Genomic DNA, 14,313 nt, shown 5'->3' with positions numbered 1-14,313 from the left:
GAACGGAGGATCACTCATGGCGATGACCGAGGCGTCCCGCGAAGTCGGTGTGGTCGTGCGCCGCCGTTCGATCGATAATCCATGGATCGATCATATGTGGTCGCCGGTAACGGTTCTCGACGAAGTGCCCGCGACTGCGCAATGGACCGTGCTGTCCAGCGAACCCGATGCGACGATTTACTACGCCGGCGCCGCGAGCATCGATCTGTTCAGCTCGGACACCGCGAATTACCGCGACAATCTCGCCGATGGCGCCCCTCGCATCTGGGTCGCGCTGCGGCGTCAGGATGGCGGCCCCGAACTCGAGTTGACCAAAGTAACGGCCGATCCGACCGAAGGGGAGGCGATGTTCGAAAGCGGCTGCGACGTCATCGGTACGGTTCCGATGCCAGCTGAGATCGCTGCGTGGATCGCCGCCTTTGTCGACCAATTCCATGTCGAGCGGGTATTCCACAAACGCAAGCGGGATCGTGCCGGCGGCGATCGTCGGCGAATGCCTGACAGTTCCCAGGACGACGGAAAAAGCAGCGCATGAGTGGTCCGGACCAGGGCGATGAAGGCAAGGGGTTCCTTGCGCGGTGGTCGCAGCGCAAGCAAGAGGCGAAGCAGCCGGATGGTGACACGCCAGCTGCGGAAGCTGACGTGGTGCCCTCCACGCCGGTCGATGAAGCCGATGCCGCGCAAGAATTCGATCTCTCCACCCTGCCCAAGCTGGAGGACCTGACGGAAACGACCGATATCACCGGCTTTCTCCGCAAGGGCGTTCCCGAACATCTGCGCAACGCGGCGTTACGAAAATCCTGGGCGCTGGATCCCGCGATCCGCAACTACGTCAATCCGGCGCTCGAATATGCCTATGACTGGAATACGCCGGGGGGCGTGCCGGGCAGTGGCGAGATCGAAGCCGGGATGGACGTTGCCCGGCTGGTTTCGCAGATCATGGGCAGCGGCGATTCGGTGGCCGAACCTTCGACACCGGCCGTCGACCCGGAAAGAGAGCCTGGCGATCCCGCGCTGGCCCCCGAACCCAATACAGCGCAGGAGCCCGCACCTGACTTGCCGACGCAAGCGCTGAGGTTGGGTGACGAAGCCATTTCCGTGGCTCAAAACCCGAGCATTGGCGGCGGGCAGGCGGGGGAACCCGAGCCGAGTTTTGCTGCACCGCAACAGGCGGTGCGACGACATGGCTCTGCAAAACCAACGACTTAGACCAAAGTCTTTGATAATATAGGAAAAGCCTATGTTACAAATTTTGACACTGGAACTATTCCAGTTCTAAATCGAATGCCCGTTTAACAGGCACGGGACGGCGGGGAGAAATCGGTTGCACCATGCGTGACGCCGGTCTGGAACAGGCAATCAAGGCAGCAGGTGGTGTCGCGTCGCTCGCGCGAGCGATCGGCATTGCGCAGCCCTCGGTTTCGGCGTGGTCGCGCATTCCCGCAGAGAGAGTGCTCGCCGTGGAAGCGCTGACGCGGGTGCACCGTTTTGTCCTTCGCCCCGATCTCTACGGACTACCCGGGGAACAAGTGTCATCGAAATCCGAAGTCGACGAGATCGATCAGCTGCGCGCAGCGGAATACGGCTTGTTGTCCTTGCTGCTCGGCAAGGCGCCCGATGCCGATACGCTGTCGCGGGTCGCCGCGTTGAAGGGCGACGCATCCGATCTCGGCATGGCGCATATCGAACTCGCATCCGCTGCGGCCGCGGCGGATGATCGCGCCGTCAGCAAGGAGTTCTTCGATCTGTTCATCGGGCTCGGTCGCGGCGATCTGCTGCCCTATGCCTCTTATTATCTGACCGGCTTTCTTCACGAGCGCCCGCTGGCACGGGTACGCGAAGACCTCGACGGGCTCGGCATCGAGCGCGCAGGTTCGTCGCGCGAGCCGGAAGATCACATCGCGATCCTGCTTGAGGTAATGGCCGGCCTCGCGCGCGGCGATTTCGAAGCCGATTTCAGCGAGCAGGCGCGATTCTTCGAGCGGCATCTCAGGCCGTGGGCTACGCGGATGTTCGCCGACCTCGAGATGTCGCGGTCGGCCAACTTCTACCGCGCCGTTGGCCGCGTTGGCCGCGTCTTCATGGAACTGGAATCCGAGGCCTTTACGCTGTCAGAGTGACGCAAGAGGTAACCGGAAGATTGACGTAGGGGAGATCGCAATGAGCAAGCCATCCGACAGCAAATCACCGGGCCGCGAACCCAGATCGCGGGCAGCGACAGGCGTTGACCGTCGCCGGTTCTTCCTGATGGGCGGATCGGCTGCGGTCGCTGCGGCGGCGGTCGTGCCGCTTTCGAACGAGGCCGAAGCCGAAGAGTCGCAGGCCGAGCGGTTGAAGGCTCGCTACAAGGAAACCGATCACGTCAAGAACTTCTATCGCGTCAACCGCTATTGATGGGACTACGCACATGTTGATGAAGCGAAGAGATGGATCCGCAGGCCGCGCGCGTTTGCAAGGTATCGCCGCCGGCTTGGCTTCGGGAGTTCTCGACCGCCGCACGTTTCTGCGCCGCTCCGGTCTGGCCGCGGGTGCGGGTGCTGCGTTGGGCTTGATGCCGCTCGGATCGGTGCGCAAGGCACAGGCCGGGCCGAAAATCGTCGGCGCGCCGACCGAAATCAGAAAGAACGTCTGCACGCATTGCTCGGTCGGCTGCACTGTGATTGCCGAGGTTCAGAATGGCGTCTGGGTCGGTCAGGAGCCGGCGTGGGACAGTCCGCTCAACCGCGGATCGCATTGTGCCAAGGGCGCGTCGGTGCGCGAACTGGTGCATGGCGACCGCCGCCTGAAATATCCGATGAAGCTGGTCAACGGCGAATGGCAGAAAGTGTCGTGGGATCAAGCCATCAACGAGATCGGCGACAAGATGCTCGAGATCCGCGCCAAGTCCGGCGCCGACTCGGTCTATCTGCTCGGCTCCGCGAAATTCTCCAACGAAGGCGGCTACTTGTTCCGCAAATTCGCGGCGTTCTGGGGCACCAACTCGATCGACCACCAAGCACGCATCTGCCATTCAACAACGGTCGCCGGCGTCGCCAATACTTGGGGCTACGGCGCGATGACCAATTCCTACAACGACATCAGGAATTCGAAGACGCTCGTCTTCATGGGATCGAATGCCGCCGAAGCGCACCCGGTGTCGCTGCAGCACATCCTCACCGGCAAGGAAATCAACCGCGCTAACGTGTTCGTACTTGACCCGCGTTTCACCCGCACCGCAGCACACGCCACCGAATATGTCCGATTCCGCGGCGGCACCGACATCGCGGTGATCTGGGGCATGTTGCACCACATCTTCGCCAATGGTTGGGAAGACAAGCAGTTCATCGCGCAGCGCGTCTACGGCATGGACCAGATCCGCGCCGAAGTCGCCAAGTGGACGCCGGAAGAAGTCGAGCGCGTCACCGGGATTCCCGGCGAGCAGTTGAAGAAGGTCGCCGAGACCTTCGCCAAGCAGCGGCCCTCGACCTTCATCTGGTGCATGGGCGGCACCCAGCACACCGTCGGCACCGCCAACGTCCGCGCCTATTGCAACCTGTTGCTGGCGACCGGAAATGTCGGCACCTTCGGCGGCGGCGCCAACATTTTCCGCGGCCACTGCAACGTGCAGGGCGCGACCGATATCGGTCTCGATATCACGACGCTGCCGCTCTATTACGGCCTGGTCGAAGGTGCATGGAAGCACTGGGCGCGGGTCTGGGAAGTCGAATACGACTACCTGCAGTCGCGCTTCGACGAAGTGCCGGCGAAGGCGGGCCGTCCGGCCCGCACCCGCAAGCAGAACATGGAATTGCCGGGCATCCCGTGGACCCGCTGGTTTGATGCGACGCTGGCCAATCCCGACGACGTCGATCAACGCGATACCGTGAAGGGCGTGGTCATCATGGGGCATGGCGGCAATACCGTGCCGCGCATGACGGAGATGGTGAAGGGCCTCGAAAAACTCGAATTGCTCGTTGTTGCCGATCCGCACCCCACCACATTTGCCGCGATCTCGGACCGCAAGAATGGCACCTATCTGCTGCCGGCCTGCACCCAGTTCGAGACATCGGGCTCGCGCACGGCGTCGAACCGCTCGCTGCAGTGGGGCGAGCAGATCGTCAAGCCGATCTTCGAATCCAAGGACGACTACGAGATCATCTACCTGCTTTCCAAGAAGCTCGGTTTAGCCGATCGAATGTTCAAGAACATCAAGGTGGAAAACAATCATCCGTCTCCGGAAGACCTGCTGCGCGAAATCAACCGTGGGGGGTTCTCGACCGGCTATTCCGGCCAATCGCCGGAGCGACTGAAGGCCCACATGAAGAACCAGGGCAAGTTTGACCTGGTGACGCTGCGCGCCAAGGCCGACGAGCCCGAGGTCGGCGGCGACTATTACGGCCTGCCGTGGCCGTGCTGGGGTACCCCGCAGATCAGGCATCCGGGCACGCACACGCTCTACAACACCAACCTGCACGCCAAGGACGGCGGCGGTACTTTCCGCGCGCGCTTCGGCGTCGTCTACGAAGAGAAGCAGCCGGATGGCTCGGTGAAGAACGTCAACTTGTTGGCCGAAGGATCCTACAGCAAGGGTTCGGAGCTGACCGACGGCTATCCCGAATTCACCTATGGCGTGCTCAAGAAGCTCGGCTGGGACAAGGACCTCACGGAGGCCGAACTCGCAACCATCAACAAGATTGGCGGCAACAATCCCGACGGCGTCGGCTGGGCGGTCGACCTGTCGGGCGGCATCATTCGCGTCACGCTGGAACATGGCGTGATGGCGTATGGCAACGGCAAGGCCCGCGCAGTGGCGTGGAATCTGCCTGATCCCGTGCCGGTTCATCGTGAGCCGATCTACACCCCGCGTCCCGACCTCGTCGCCAAATATCCGACGCGACCTGACGGCCGCCAGTTCCGCATGGCCAATCTCGGCTTCTCGGTCCAGAAGGCGGCGGTGGAGAAGGGACTTGCCAAGCAATTCCCGATCATCCTCACTTCCGGACGTCTCGTGGAATACGAAGGCGGCGGCGAGGAGACGCGGTCGAACCGCTGGCTTGCCGAATTGCAGCAGGACATGTTCGTTGAGGTCAACACCTCGGATGCGGCCGAGCGCGGCATCAAGGACGGGGGCTGGGTCTGGGTGTTCGGTCCGGAAAACGGCTCGAAGGCGCGGGTCAAGGCGCTGGTCACCGATCGCGTCGGCAAGGGCGTGGCGTTCATGCCGTTCCACTTCTCCGGCTGGTTCCAGGGCGTCGATCAGCGCGGCAACTATCCGAAGGGCAGCGATCCGATCGTGCTTGGCGAGAGCGTCAACACGATCACGTCCTACGGCTACGATCCGGTCACCGGAATGCACGAGGGCAAGGTGACCCTGTGCCAGATTCAAGCGGCGTGAGGGGAGAATAAATCATGGCTCGCGTCAAATTCCTTTGTGATGCCGACCGTTGCATCGAGTGCAACGCCTGCGTGACCGCCTGCAAGAACGAACATGAAGTGCCGTGGGGCATCAATCGCCGCCGCGTCGTCACGATCAATGACGGCAAACCCGGCGAACGCTCGGTGTCGATGGCCTGCATGCATTGCACGGATGCGCCGTGCGCCGCGGTTTGCCCGGTGTCGTGCTTCTACACCACCGCCGACGGCGTGGTTCTTCACTCCAAGGATCTCTGCATCGGCTGCGGTTACTGCTTCTACGCGTGTCCGTTCGGCGCGCCGCAATATCCGAAGGTCGGAAACTTCGGCTCGCGCGGCAAGATGGATAAGTGCACCTATTGCGCCGGCGGACCGGAGGCGGACTCCACGCCGGCCGAATACGCCAAGTACGGCGCCAACCGTCTTGCCGAGGGCAAGCTGCCGATTTGCGCCGAGATGTGCTCGACCAAGTCGCTGCTTGCGGGCGACGGCGCGATCATCGCTGAAATCTACAAGGAGCGCGTGATGAAGCGCGGTTACGGTTCGGGCATGTGGGGCTGGAAAACAGCCTACAGTGATTCACCGACCGGCTGATGCAAATTTCGTCGCCCTGCTTGCGGCGGCGATCACGTAACCTAGAACCGAAAGGGCGTTGTGCAGATGCCAAGCTCGTTTTCAACTCTCAGGGTCTCGATTCCCCGGGCCCTATGCGCCGCCATGGCGCTGCTGTTCGTCCTCGCCCATCCCGCGGCGGCGCAGCTTTCCTTCAAGCCCACCGCCGAAGCGGTCCAGGAAGACAAGCTTTTGAATGCGCTGAAGGAAGGCGACAAGATCAGCGGCCGGATCACGATTCCGGACGCGATGGCCGCCAGCCTGATTCAACCCGCCGGCCGCGACTGGCGTGATTTTCAGCGCCACAAGCTGCCGATCATTGGCGGGGTCGCCATTATCGGGATGCTTGCCGTGTTGGCGATTTTCCTGATGGTGCGCGGACGAATCCGGGTCGAGAATGGCTTCTCGGGGAACACGATCCTGCGTTTCGCCAGCTTCGAACGCTTCACCCACTGGCTGACGGCAAGCTGCTTCATCGTTCTGGCGCTGTCGGGCCTGAACATCAGCTTCGGCCGCATGCTGATTCTGCCGTTGTTCGGTGCCGAGGCGTTCGCCACCATGTCGACTTACGCCAAATACGCCCACGACTATCTGGCGTTCCCGTTCATGCTCGGCCTCGTGACCATGTTCCTGATCTGGATCAAGGATAACATTCCAAGCAAACTCGATCTGCAATGGCTCAAGCAGGGCGGCGGCATCCTGTTCAAGGGACAGCATCCGCAGGCCAAGCGCTTTAACGCCGGGCAGAAGGGCATTTTCTGGATCGTGATCATCGGCGGAGCGCTGATGTCGGTGTCCGGCTGGTTCCTGCTATTCCCGTATCTTCCGGGCAATGTGACGACGCTGCAGTTCTGGACCGTGATCCATGCCGTGATCGCGATGCTCTTTATCGCCGCCATGTTGGCGCACATTTACATCGGCTCGATCGGGATGGAGGGTGCGTTCGATGCGATGGGAACCGGCGAGGTCGATCTGAACTGGGCGAAAGAGCATCACTCGCTTTGGGTCGAGGAGGAGCAGGCAAAAGGTCACGCGCCGTCGGGAAGCACCCCGAGAGCGATGCCGGCCGAATAGTTCGGCCCGGACAAAGTCAAATTGAGGAATGTCATGAAAGTCTTTCTTGCGGCCTTGTTGTTTGCGGCGGTTGCGGCCGTGGGCGTGGCGATATTGCTCAACACCATCCAGCAGTCGAGTTCCGTCGCCTTCACCACAGGCGGCGCCAGGGTCGGCGATCCCGGCTATAATCTGGTAGGCAAGAACTCATAAAAGCTTGCAGCCAGCAAGAGGGTGCGAATCGAGAAACACAGGACTGTGTCTTGAACGTATCGAGTGCCGGCGTTGCGTGGCCGGAGGAAATCCGGCTCGCCAAGGACCGCAGAATGCTGCATGTCAGATTTGACGATGGCGAGGCTTTCAGCCTTTCCGCGGAATTGCTCCGCGTCACCAGCCCCTCCGCCGAAGTGCAGGGTCATTCCGAAGCGCAGCGCAAGACGATTGGCGGCAAGCGCAACGTGACGATTCTCTCGGTCGATCCGGTCGGCAATTACGCCGTGCGGCTCGGGTTCGACGATATGCATTCAACCGGGATCTATTCCTGGGCGTTTCTGCGCGATCTTGGTGTGAACGCCGAGCGTCGTTTCCAGGATTACCTCGACGATCTTCAGGCGAAGGGCTTGGACCGCGACAAACCAGGCATGCGCTAGCGCGGGTCCGAAGCTCGCTTATATTGCCCCGGCGCGTTATTATTAATCTTGATCGGCCTGGGACAAACGATTGCTGCGAATGCCCAATCTTCGCAAAAGATGCCGCCTCGCATTTCTCACCTGGGCTGCCTTGCTGGTATTTCTGCCGCTTGGGACAACTACCGCCTATGCGCAACTGCGCGGCCATGGCGGGCCGGTACGGGCGCTGGCGATTTCGCCCGATGGACAAACCGCTGTTACCGGAAGCTTTGATTCCACGGCGATCCGCTGGTCGCTGACGCGCGATGCGGCCGAGCAAGTGCTCCGTTTCCATGCCGACGCCGTCAACGCCGTCGTGCTGCTCAGGGATGGACGCGCGGCGACCGCGGGCGCCGACGGCCGTATTGCCATCTGGACGCCAGGCAAAGCCGAGCCCGATGCCGTGCTTGAAGGCCACACGGCGCCGATCGCTGCGCTCGCGGCCTCGCCCGACGGCGCGACATTGGCTTCAGCGTCATGGGACTACACCGTGCGGCTCTGGCCGCTAGCCGGCGGCGCGCCGCGCGTGCTTGACGGGCATACCCAGAACGTCAACGGCGTGGCGTTTAGTCCGGATGGCCGCACACTGGTCAGCGTCAGCTACGATCAGAGCATTCGCATCTGGCCGCTGTCAGGCTCGTCCGCGCCGACCGTTATTACGATGCCGACCCCGCTCAATGCCGTGGCCGTCGGCAGCAATGGCGAGATCGTGACCGGCGGCGCCGATGGTAAACTTTATTTTCTGACCGACGCCGGCGCTGGCACAGGTGAGATCGTCGCCGGGCCGAGGCCGGTGATCTCGATTGCGATCTCGCCGGACGGTGCGCTGGTGGCCGCCGCGAGCATTGGCGGATCGGTGGCAATGATCGATCGCAAGACGCGCGGCCTCGCGCGCACGCTGGTCGGCCCCGGGCTGCCGGTCTGGTCGGTCGCATTCCTGCCCGACGGCCGCACCCTGCTCACCGGCGGTGCCGATAACATCATCCGCCGCTGGAACGCAGTAACGGGGGATCCCATCGATCCAGTTCTTCTGGAAACCGCGGGAGATCCGCTGGCCGCCTATGCCGGCGACCACGGCGCGGAAGTCTTCCGCGCCTGTGTCGCATGCCATACGCTCGGCCCTGGGCAAGCCAACCGGGCGGGCCCGACGCTCGCCGGCATCTTCGGCCGACGGATCGCAACGTTGCCGGGCTATAATTTTTCCCAAGCCCTCAAGCGCCTCGATATTGTCTGGACGCCGGAAACGGTTTCGAGATTGTTCGAGATTGGACCTGCGGCCTACACCCCCGGCACCAAGATGCCCGAGCAGCGCATCGGTTCGGAACAGGATCGCGCCGCGCTGGTGCAATTCCTCGAGCGCGCGACAAAGTAATAGATGCGTGATGAATCTGCCGCGGGCCCGCTGCTAAACTCCGCATTTTCCGTCGTCCCGGCGCCGCGCAAACGCCGCCTTTCGATCGCAGGCTCGGCTATCGGCTTTTGCGTCCTTGCGAGCGGCCGACCAACTCGCCAAATAAGTGTCGATCCAGATCTCGTGCGCGACGTACCGCACGATTGTGTTCCCACGAACAACAGGCAAATTTCATGACCGTACACGAGCGCAACATCTCGGCATCGATCGATCCCGTCAAACTCGACCGTCTCGCCGAGGTGGCCATCAAGGTTGGGCTGCAGCTGAAACCAGGACAGGATCTGCTCCTGACGGCGCCCACCGCCGCGCTCCCGCTGGTGCGGAAGGTCGCCGAACATGCTTACCGGGCGGGCGCCGGGCTTGTTACCCCGATCTTGACTGACGAGGCGGTTACGCTGTCGCGCTACCGGTTCGCCCAGAGCGATGGCTTCGACCGGGCGGCCGGCTGGCTCTATGAAGGAATGTCGAAAGCCTTCGCCGCCAATACTGCACGACTCGCCATCGTCGGCGACAATCCGATGCTGCTGGCCGGCGAAGACCCCATCAAGGTCGCGCGCGCCAGCAAGGCCAATTCCATCGCCTATCAACCGGCGCTGGAAAGGATCGTCAATTTCGACATCAACTGGAATATCATCGCCTATCCGAGCCCGTCATGGGCGAAGCAGGTGTTTCCCGAAGACGAGGAGCATGTCGCGGTCGCAAAGCTTGCGGACGCGATCTTCGCCGCCTCGCGCGTCGATAACGACGACGCCGTCGCATCGTGGCAGAAGCACAATGCGAGGCTGCGCAGCCGGACCGAATGGCTGAACGCGCAGCGATTCAGCGCATTGCACTATTCCGGACCCGGCGTCGATCTGACGGTCGGGCTCGCCGACGGCCATGAATGGCAAGGCGGCGCCTCCACCGCCAAGAACGGCATTACCTGCAACGCCAATATTCCGACCGAGGAAGTCTTCACCACGCCGCACGCCCGGCGGGTTGACGGGCACGTCGTCAGCACCAAGCCGCTGTCCTATCAGGGGTCGCTGATCGACGGCATCGCGGTGAAATTCGAACAGGGCCGCATCGTCGAGGCCAAGGCTTCACGCGGCGAAGAGGTCCTCAACAAGGTGCTGGATACGGATGAGGGCGCGCGGCGTCTCGGCGAAGTGGCGCTGGTGCCGCATTCCTCGCCGATCTCGAAAAGCGGGCTGTTGTTCTTCAACACGCTGTTCGACGAGAACGCCGCCTGCCACATCGCGCTCGGCCAATGCTATTCGAAATGCTTCGTCGATGGCGGCGAGCTGACGCCCGAGCAGATCGCAGCGCAGGGCGGCAACAAGAGTCTCATCCACATCGACTGGATGATCGGCTCGGACAAAATCGACATCGATGGTGTCCACGCCGACGGCAGGCGCGTGCCGGTGTTCCGCAAGGGCGAGTGGGCCTGACAAGCGCGCAGGGCGAATAGCCAGCGGTCCGCATTCGCGCGACCAGTGGCTATTGTGCCTTGGCTATCAGACGCAGGCTGCTCATCACGCATCCGACTGCGGCGAACGCTGCACCTAGCACCAATGCGAGCGTGGCGCCTTCACGGCCAGCGAGGCCAAAGCAGAGCGCTGCAAGCGCCGCTCCGCTCGTCTGTCCCGTCAGGCGCGCCGTCGCCACGATGCCGCTGGCGCTTCCGCTGCGATCGGCCGGGGCGCTGGACATCAACGCCTTCATGTTCGGAGCCTGGAAAAAGCCAAATCCGCAGCCGCAGATCGCCATGCGCCAAACGATGTCGGCGACGGCAGGGTTCGCCGGAATCATGGCCAGCAGGGCCATCCCCACGCCAAGTAGTGCGAGACCGAGGCCGCCGAGGATGCCCGCCGGGTAGCGATCGGATAGCCATCCCGCAATCGGCGCCATCACGGCTACCACAAGAGGCCACGGGTCATGAAAAACCCGGTCTCGACCTGCGACCGGCCAAGAATGTCCTCGAAGTAGAACGGCAGGGAGACGAAAGCGAGGCCCTGGACCGCAAACGAGCAGATCGCGGTGGCAGTGGACAGCGCGAAAAGCGGCCTGCGAAACAGGTCGATTGGCAGCACCGGCGCCGGATGATCCGCCTGTCTGCGGATCAGAATCCAGCCAAGCAGCACGGCGCAGGCGAGTTCGATCAACACAAGTCCAGGCCTAGCGTCATGGGCCGCGCCGCCGATGCCCAGAATGAAAAGGCCAAGACAGCTCGCAGCCAGGAGCGCGCCGGGAAGATCGAAGGCATGCGTCGCTCTCGGGGTGCGCGGCAAGGTCTTCATGCCGATCAAAATCGCAATAAGGCCGAACGGGATGTTGATGGCGAACAGCCAGGTCCACGGCCCGAGGGCGAGAATGCCGGAGGCGATCGTCGGGCCGAGAGTGAAGGCGGTCGCCACAACCAGCGCGTTGTGTCCGAAACCTCGGCCCTGCAAGCGCCCCGGATAAACGAAACGAACCAGCGCCGTATTCACACTCATAATCCCGCTGGCGCCGAGACCCTGCAGCACGCGCGCTGTCAGCAGGCTCGGCAATGACCAGGCGCACGCGCAGGCCAGCGAAGCCAGCGTGAACAGCAAAAGTCCGCCGAGATAAATCCGGCGGTGACCGACGATTTCGCCGAGTGCTGCGAGCGGCAACAGCGTTGCCACCAAGGCAATCTGATAGACATTCACCACCCAGATGACATCGGCGGGGCCGACATGCAGGTCAGCTGCGATCGCGGGGAGCGCGATGTTGGCAATCGCCGTATCGAGCGACGCCATTGCCAGCGCGGTGAAGATCGCGGCAGCGGCCCATCGCCGGCGTTCTGCCGGCAGACCGTCAGCCGCAACCGGTGCATCCGCCGAAATTGTTTCCGTCGACATTCGAAAGACTCTCCAAAGATCGGGATGTAGTACAGATACGGGGCCGCCAGCAGGCGACGCTCCGCATGCCGCATATGCGCGACGCGGAATCTCGAGGACAGAGGGCGCGTCTATAGACGCTCGCGCTTCAAACGCGCTGCCAGAAAATCCGCGAACAAGCGCGTTTTCGCCAGCGGCATCTTTGACGGCGGCCAGACCGGGCCTCGCGCCGGCCGCGGTTTCACGCATCGTGAAATCGGCGGGCAAATGATGATGCGGATCGCGATCGGCCGCTGCGGATCATGATTTCTTATGCGCTAGGCGAGCCAGTCTTCGCGCGGATCGGCATAGAGCCCACCCTTTGATGCGGCGATACTGCCGGCGGATATCGATCGTCAATACCCTGATTTCTTGTTCTTGTCGAAGCCGTTCGGAGCATGGTCAAACCCCATCGAGAATGATGACCGTCGGCGTGCTTGGCAGCGAGCCCCGCGAAATCTTCAGCGTCCGCTCGGTTCGCATATCGATTTCGAACTGCTGGCCGATCCTGCGCATGAACTCGTCGAGCGGCGTCATGAAGCGATGCATCGGCAGCACGATGGAAGCGCGTAACCGCCGTGTGATATCCGAAACGCCGTCCAGCGACATGGTATAGCTGCCGTCGATCGGCACCATCACAATGTCGAGCCGGCCGATCGCCGCGAAATGGCTTTCGTCGAGCTTGTGATGCAAATGCCCGAGATGACCGATGCAGAGGCCGCCGACCTCGAAGATGAAGATCGAGTTGCCGTCCTTGATCATTTCCCCGTTCGAATCGTCGCCGAAAAACCGGCGGATATCGGTCGTCACGTTGCGGATGTACACATCGCCGACGCGCAGAGCGATGCGCGCAGGCTGCCCGTCGTCGCCCCAGCCGTGCAGTACATGCGGAATTTTGGGATCGGGAAACAGCGTGTAATGGGTGCTGTGCGCCCGGTTCATGGTGACGACGTCGGGCAGGCGGCCTATCCTGTAGGCACCGCTGTAGTCGGTCGCAATCCGCACTCCGCCGGGGGTGTCGATGTAGTAGGTCGAATGGCCGCCATAGGTGATCGCGACCTCATCCGTCTTCGCTGCTAGCCGACGAAAACTGACCGGCGTGGCGCGCGGCGGCGCATTCGCCATTGCGAGACATTCGCTGCGTTGAGCATCCTGGGCCGCAGCCGATGAGACCAGCGAACTCAACATGGCAAAGACGAAAGGAAGGGATCGCAGCATGACAAGGGTCCGTCCAGCGGTGACGCCTGGTGATACAATATCGCGCAATCCGGCGTCCGTCATGGGCGGCATTTTCCGCATTCGCTACGCAGGGTCGCAGCGATGGAGTTCACATTGACACAACCAGCTTCTGGCCGGGCCGGACAATCCGCTAGCCCGGCGCGTGCACCCTCGTCGCAGCGGCTGGAGCCGCTCCGCCACGTCGATGCCGGCGTTCTCGCCATCGCCTACTACGAGGCGGGGCCTGCCGATGGTCCTGTCGTCCTGCTGCTGCACGGCTTCCCGTATGACATTCATTCGTATGTGGACGTCGCACCGATGCTCGCCGCGAAAGGCCGCCGCGTCATCGTTCCTTATTTGCGGGGCTACGGTCCCACCCGTTTCCGCCACCGATCGACGCTCCGCTCGGGAGAGCAGGCCGCGATCGGCGCAGATTTGATGGCGCTGATGGATGCGCTGGACGTGAAGCGCGCCGTTCTTGCGGGTTACGATTGGGGCGGACGCGCGGCCTGTGTGGCCGCGGCGTTGTGGCCGGATCGCTGCGTCGGCCTGGCGTCGGTAAACAGCTATCTGATTCAGGACCTTAGCAAGGCGATGGTCCCGGTTCAGCCGGAGCGCGAGGTCCAGCTCTGGTACCAGTATTATTTCCAGCTGGAGCGCGGACGGGCCGGCCTGACGGCGAACCGGCGCGGGATCGCCGGGATCTTATGGCGGCAGTGGTCGCCGAATTGGCATTTCGATGAAGCGACCTTCGACCGCACCGCCGTGGCGCACGACAATCCCGATTATGTCGACGTGGTGATCCACAGCTATCGCCATCGCTTCGGTCTCGCTGAAGGCGATCCACAATATGCCGGGCTGCAACGCCGGCTGGCGGCGCTGCCTGCCATCTCAGTGCCCACCATTACCCTGGACGGAGAAGGAGATGGGGTTTCGCCCGCAACCGACGGCACCGCGTCCGCCGCGAAGTTTACCCGTCGCCGCGCTCATCGCGTCATACCCCGCGCCGGCCATAACCTTCCGCAGGAAGAGCCTGAAGCATTCGCGGCTGCGGTGATGGAACTGGTTGGAGAGTAGC

At 62.6% G+C, this 14,313-nt stretch carries 13 protein-coding genes and 1 pseudogene; 12 read left to right on the top strand and 2 right to left on the bottom strand.

Translation table 11 applies throughout. The features are described 5' to 3' along the window. The first annotated feature begins 16 nt into the window (after window positions 1–16). From N554_RS0134325 to N554_RS0134275, 11 genes are all read left to right on the top strand, one after another. Window positions 17–535, top strand: a complete 519-nt coding sequence (locus tag N554_RS0134325) for a DUF3305 domain-containing protein (protein ID WP_371259553.1) — start codon at window positions 17–19, stop codon at window positions 533–535. Then, entirely contained in the window at window positions 532–1,209 is a 678-nt protein-coding gene (locus N554_RS0134320) for a DUF3306 domain-containing protein (RefSeq protein ID WP_029587578.1), read from the top strand. The genes N554_RS0134325 and N554_RS0134320 overlap by 4 nt, the downstream gene beginning before the upstream one ends. A gap of 122 nt (window positions 1,210–1,331) precedes the next feature. Beyond that, the gene (locus tag N554_RS0134315; protein ID WP_029587577.1) at window positions 1,332–2,120 is read left to right on the top strand and encodes a Cro/CI family transcriptional regulator; all 789 of its coding nucleotides are present in this window, start codon (window positions 1,332–1,334) and stop codon (window positions 2,118–2,120) included. Between the two features lie 40 nt (window positions 2,121–2,160). Continuing rightward, complete coding sequence (locus N554_RS0134310; RefSeq protein ID WP_029587576.1) at window positions 2,161–2,394, top strand: hypothetical protein; 234 nt, start codon at window positions 2,161–2,163, stop codon at window positions 2,392–2,394. 13 nt (window positions 2,395–2,407) lie between these two features. Further along, window positions 2,408–5,374, top strand: coding sequence for a formate dehydrogenase subunit alpha (locus tag N554_RS0134305; RefSeq protein ID WP_029587575.1), 2,967 nt, complete (start codon window positions 2,408–2,410; stop codon window positions 5,372–5,374). A gap of 14 nt (window positions 5,375–5,388) precedes the next feature. Then, window positions 5,389–5,985: a formate dehydrogenase FDH3 subunit beta gene (gene fdh3B, locus N554_RS0134300; RefSeq protein ID WP_028348819.1), complete on the top strand. Its 597-nt coding sequence runs from the start codon at window positions 5,389–5,391 to the stop codon at window positions 5,983–5,985. A gap of 123 nt (window positions 5,986–6,108) precedes the next feature. After that, window positions 6,109–7,077, top strand: a complete 969-nt coding sequence (locus tag N554_RS0134295; protein WP_245283810.1) for a formate dehydrogenase subunit gamma — start codon at window positions 6,109–6,111, stop codon at window positions 7,075–7,077. Window positions 7,078–7,110: 33 nt separating this feature from the next. Further along, window positions 7,111–7,269 carry a hypothetical protein gene (locus tag N554_RS41430; protein WP_197033838.1) on the top strand — a complete coding sequence of 53 codons (159 nt, stop codon included), beginning with the start codon at window positions 7,111–7,113 and terminating at the stop codon, window positions 7,267–7,269. 50 nt (window positions 7,270–7,319) lie between these two features. After that, entirely contained in the window at window positions 7,320–7,706 is a 387-nt protein-coding gene (locus tag N554_RS0134285; protein WP_029587573.1) for a gamma-butyrobetaine hydroxylase family protein, read from the top strand. A 79-nt stretch (window positions 7,707–7,785) separates the two neighbouring features. Continuing rightward, on the top strand, window positions 7,786–9,096 hold the full coding sequence (locus N554_RS0134280; protein WP_051677866.1) for a c-type cytochrome: 1,311 nt from the start codon (window positions 7,786–7,788) through the stop codon (window positions 9,094–9,096). A gap of 212 nt (window positions 9,097–9,308) precedes the next feature. Next, window positions 9,309–10,565: an aminopeptidase gene (locus N554_RS0134275; protein ID WP_029587571.1), complete on the top strand. Its 1,257-nt coding sequence runs from the start codon at window positions 9,309–9,311 to the stop codon at window positions 10,563–10,565. Between the two features lie 49 nt (window positions 10,566–10,614). Here the strand turns inward: N554_RS0134275 and N554_RS37025 are convergent. Then, window positions 10,615–11,999, bottom strand: a pseudogene (locus N554_RS37025) (MFS transporter). Window positions 12,000–12,419: 420 nt separating this feature from the next. Continuing rightward, the gene (locus N554_RS0134260; protein ID WP_029587570.1) at window positions 12,420–13,235 is read right to left on the bottom strand and encodes an MBL fold metallo-hydrolase; all 816 of its coding nucleotides are present in this window, start codon (window positions 13,233–13,235) and stop codon (window positions 12,420–12,422) included. A 102-nt stretch (window positions 13,236–13,337) separates the two neighbouring features. Between N554_RS0134260 and N554_RS0134255 the strand changes: the two genes are divergently transcribed. After that, the gene (locus N554_RS0134255) at window positions 13,338–14,312 is read left to right on the top strand and encodes an alpha/beta fold hydrolase (RefSeq protein WP_081851559.1); all 975 of its coding nucleotides are present in this window, start codon (window positions 13,338–13,340) and stop codon (window positions 14,310–14,312) included. Window position 14,313: the final 1 nt, after the last annotated feature.

Source organism: Bradyrhizobium sp. URHD0069 (assembly GCF_000701345.1).
Classification (GTDB): Bacteria; Pseudomonadota; Alphaproteobacteria; order Rhizobiales; family Xanthobacteraceae; genus Bradyrhizobium.
This window is presented reverse-complemented; position numbering and strand designations above follow the sequence as displayed.

Excerpts from the sequence above, each read along its gene's own strand:
- N554_RS0134325 (WP_371259553.1), top strand. The coding sequence starts at position 17 with ATGGCGATGACCGAGGCGTCCCGCGAAGTCGGTGTGGTCGTGCGCCGC.
- N554_RS0134320 (WP_029587578.1), top strand. The coding sequence starts at position 532 with ATGAGTGGTCCGGACCAGGGCGATGAAGGCAAGGGGTTCCTTGCGCGG.
- N554_RS0134315 (WP_029587577.1), top strand. The coding sequence starts at position 1,332 with ATGCGTGACGCCGGTCTGGAACAGGCAATCAAGGCAGCAGGTGGTGTC.
- N554_RS0134310 (WP_029587576.1), top strand. The coding sequence starts at position 2,161 with ATGAGCAAGCCATCCGACAGCAAATCACCGGGCCGCGAACCCAGATCG.
- N554_RS0134305 (WP_029587575.1), top strand. The coding sequence starts at position 2,408 with ATGTTGATGAAGCGAAGAGATGGATCCGCAGGCCGCGCGCGTTTGCAA.
- fdh3B (WP_028348819.1), top strand. The coding sequence starts at position 5,389 with ATGGCTCGCGTCAAATTCCTTTGTGATGCCGACCGTTGCATCGAGTGC.
- N554_RS0134295 (WP_245283810.1), top strand. The coding sequence starts at position 6,109 with ATGGCGCTGCTGTTCGTCCTCGCCCATCCCGCGGCGGCGCAGCTTTCC.
- N554_RS41430 (WP_197033838.1), top strand. The coding sequence starts at position 7,111 with ATGAAAGTCTTTCTTGCGGCCTTGTTGTTTGCGGCGGTTGCGGCCGTG.
- N554_RS0134280 (WP_051677866.1), top strand. The coding sequence starts at position 7,786 with ATGCCCAATCTTCGCAAAAGATGCCGCCTCGCATTTCTCACCTGGGCT.
- N554_RS0134275 (WP_029587571.1), top strand. The coding sequence starts at position 9,309 with ATGACCGTACACGAGCGCAACATCTCGGCATCGATCGATCCCGTCAAA.
- N554_RS0134260 (WP_029587570.1), bottom strand. The coding sequence starts at position 13,235 with ATGCTGCGATCCCTTCCTTTCGTCTTTGCCATGTTGAGTTCGCTGGTC.
- N554_RS0134255 (WP_081851559.1), top strand. The coding sequence starts at position 13,338 with ATGGAGTTCACATTGACACAACCAGCTTCTGGCCGGGCCGGACAATCC.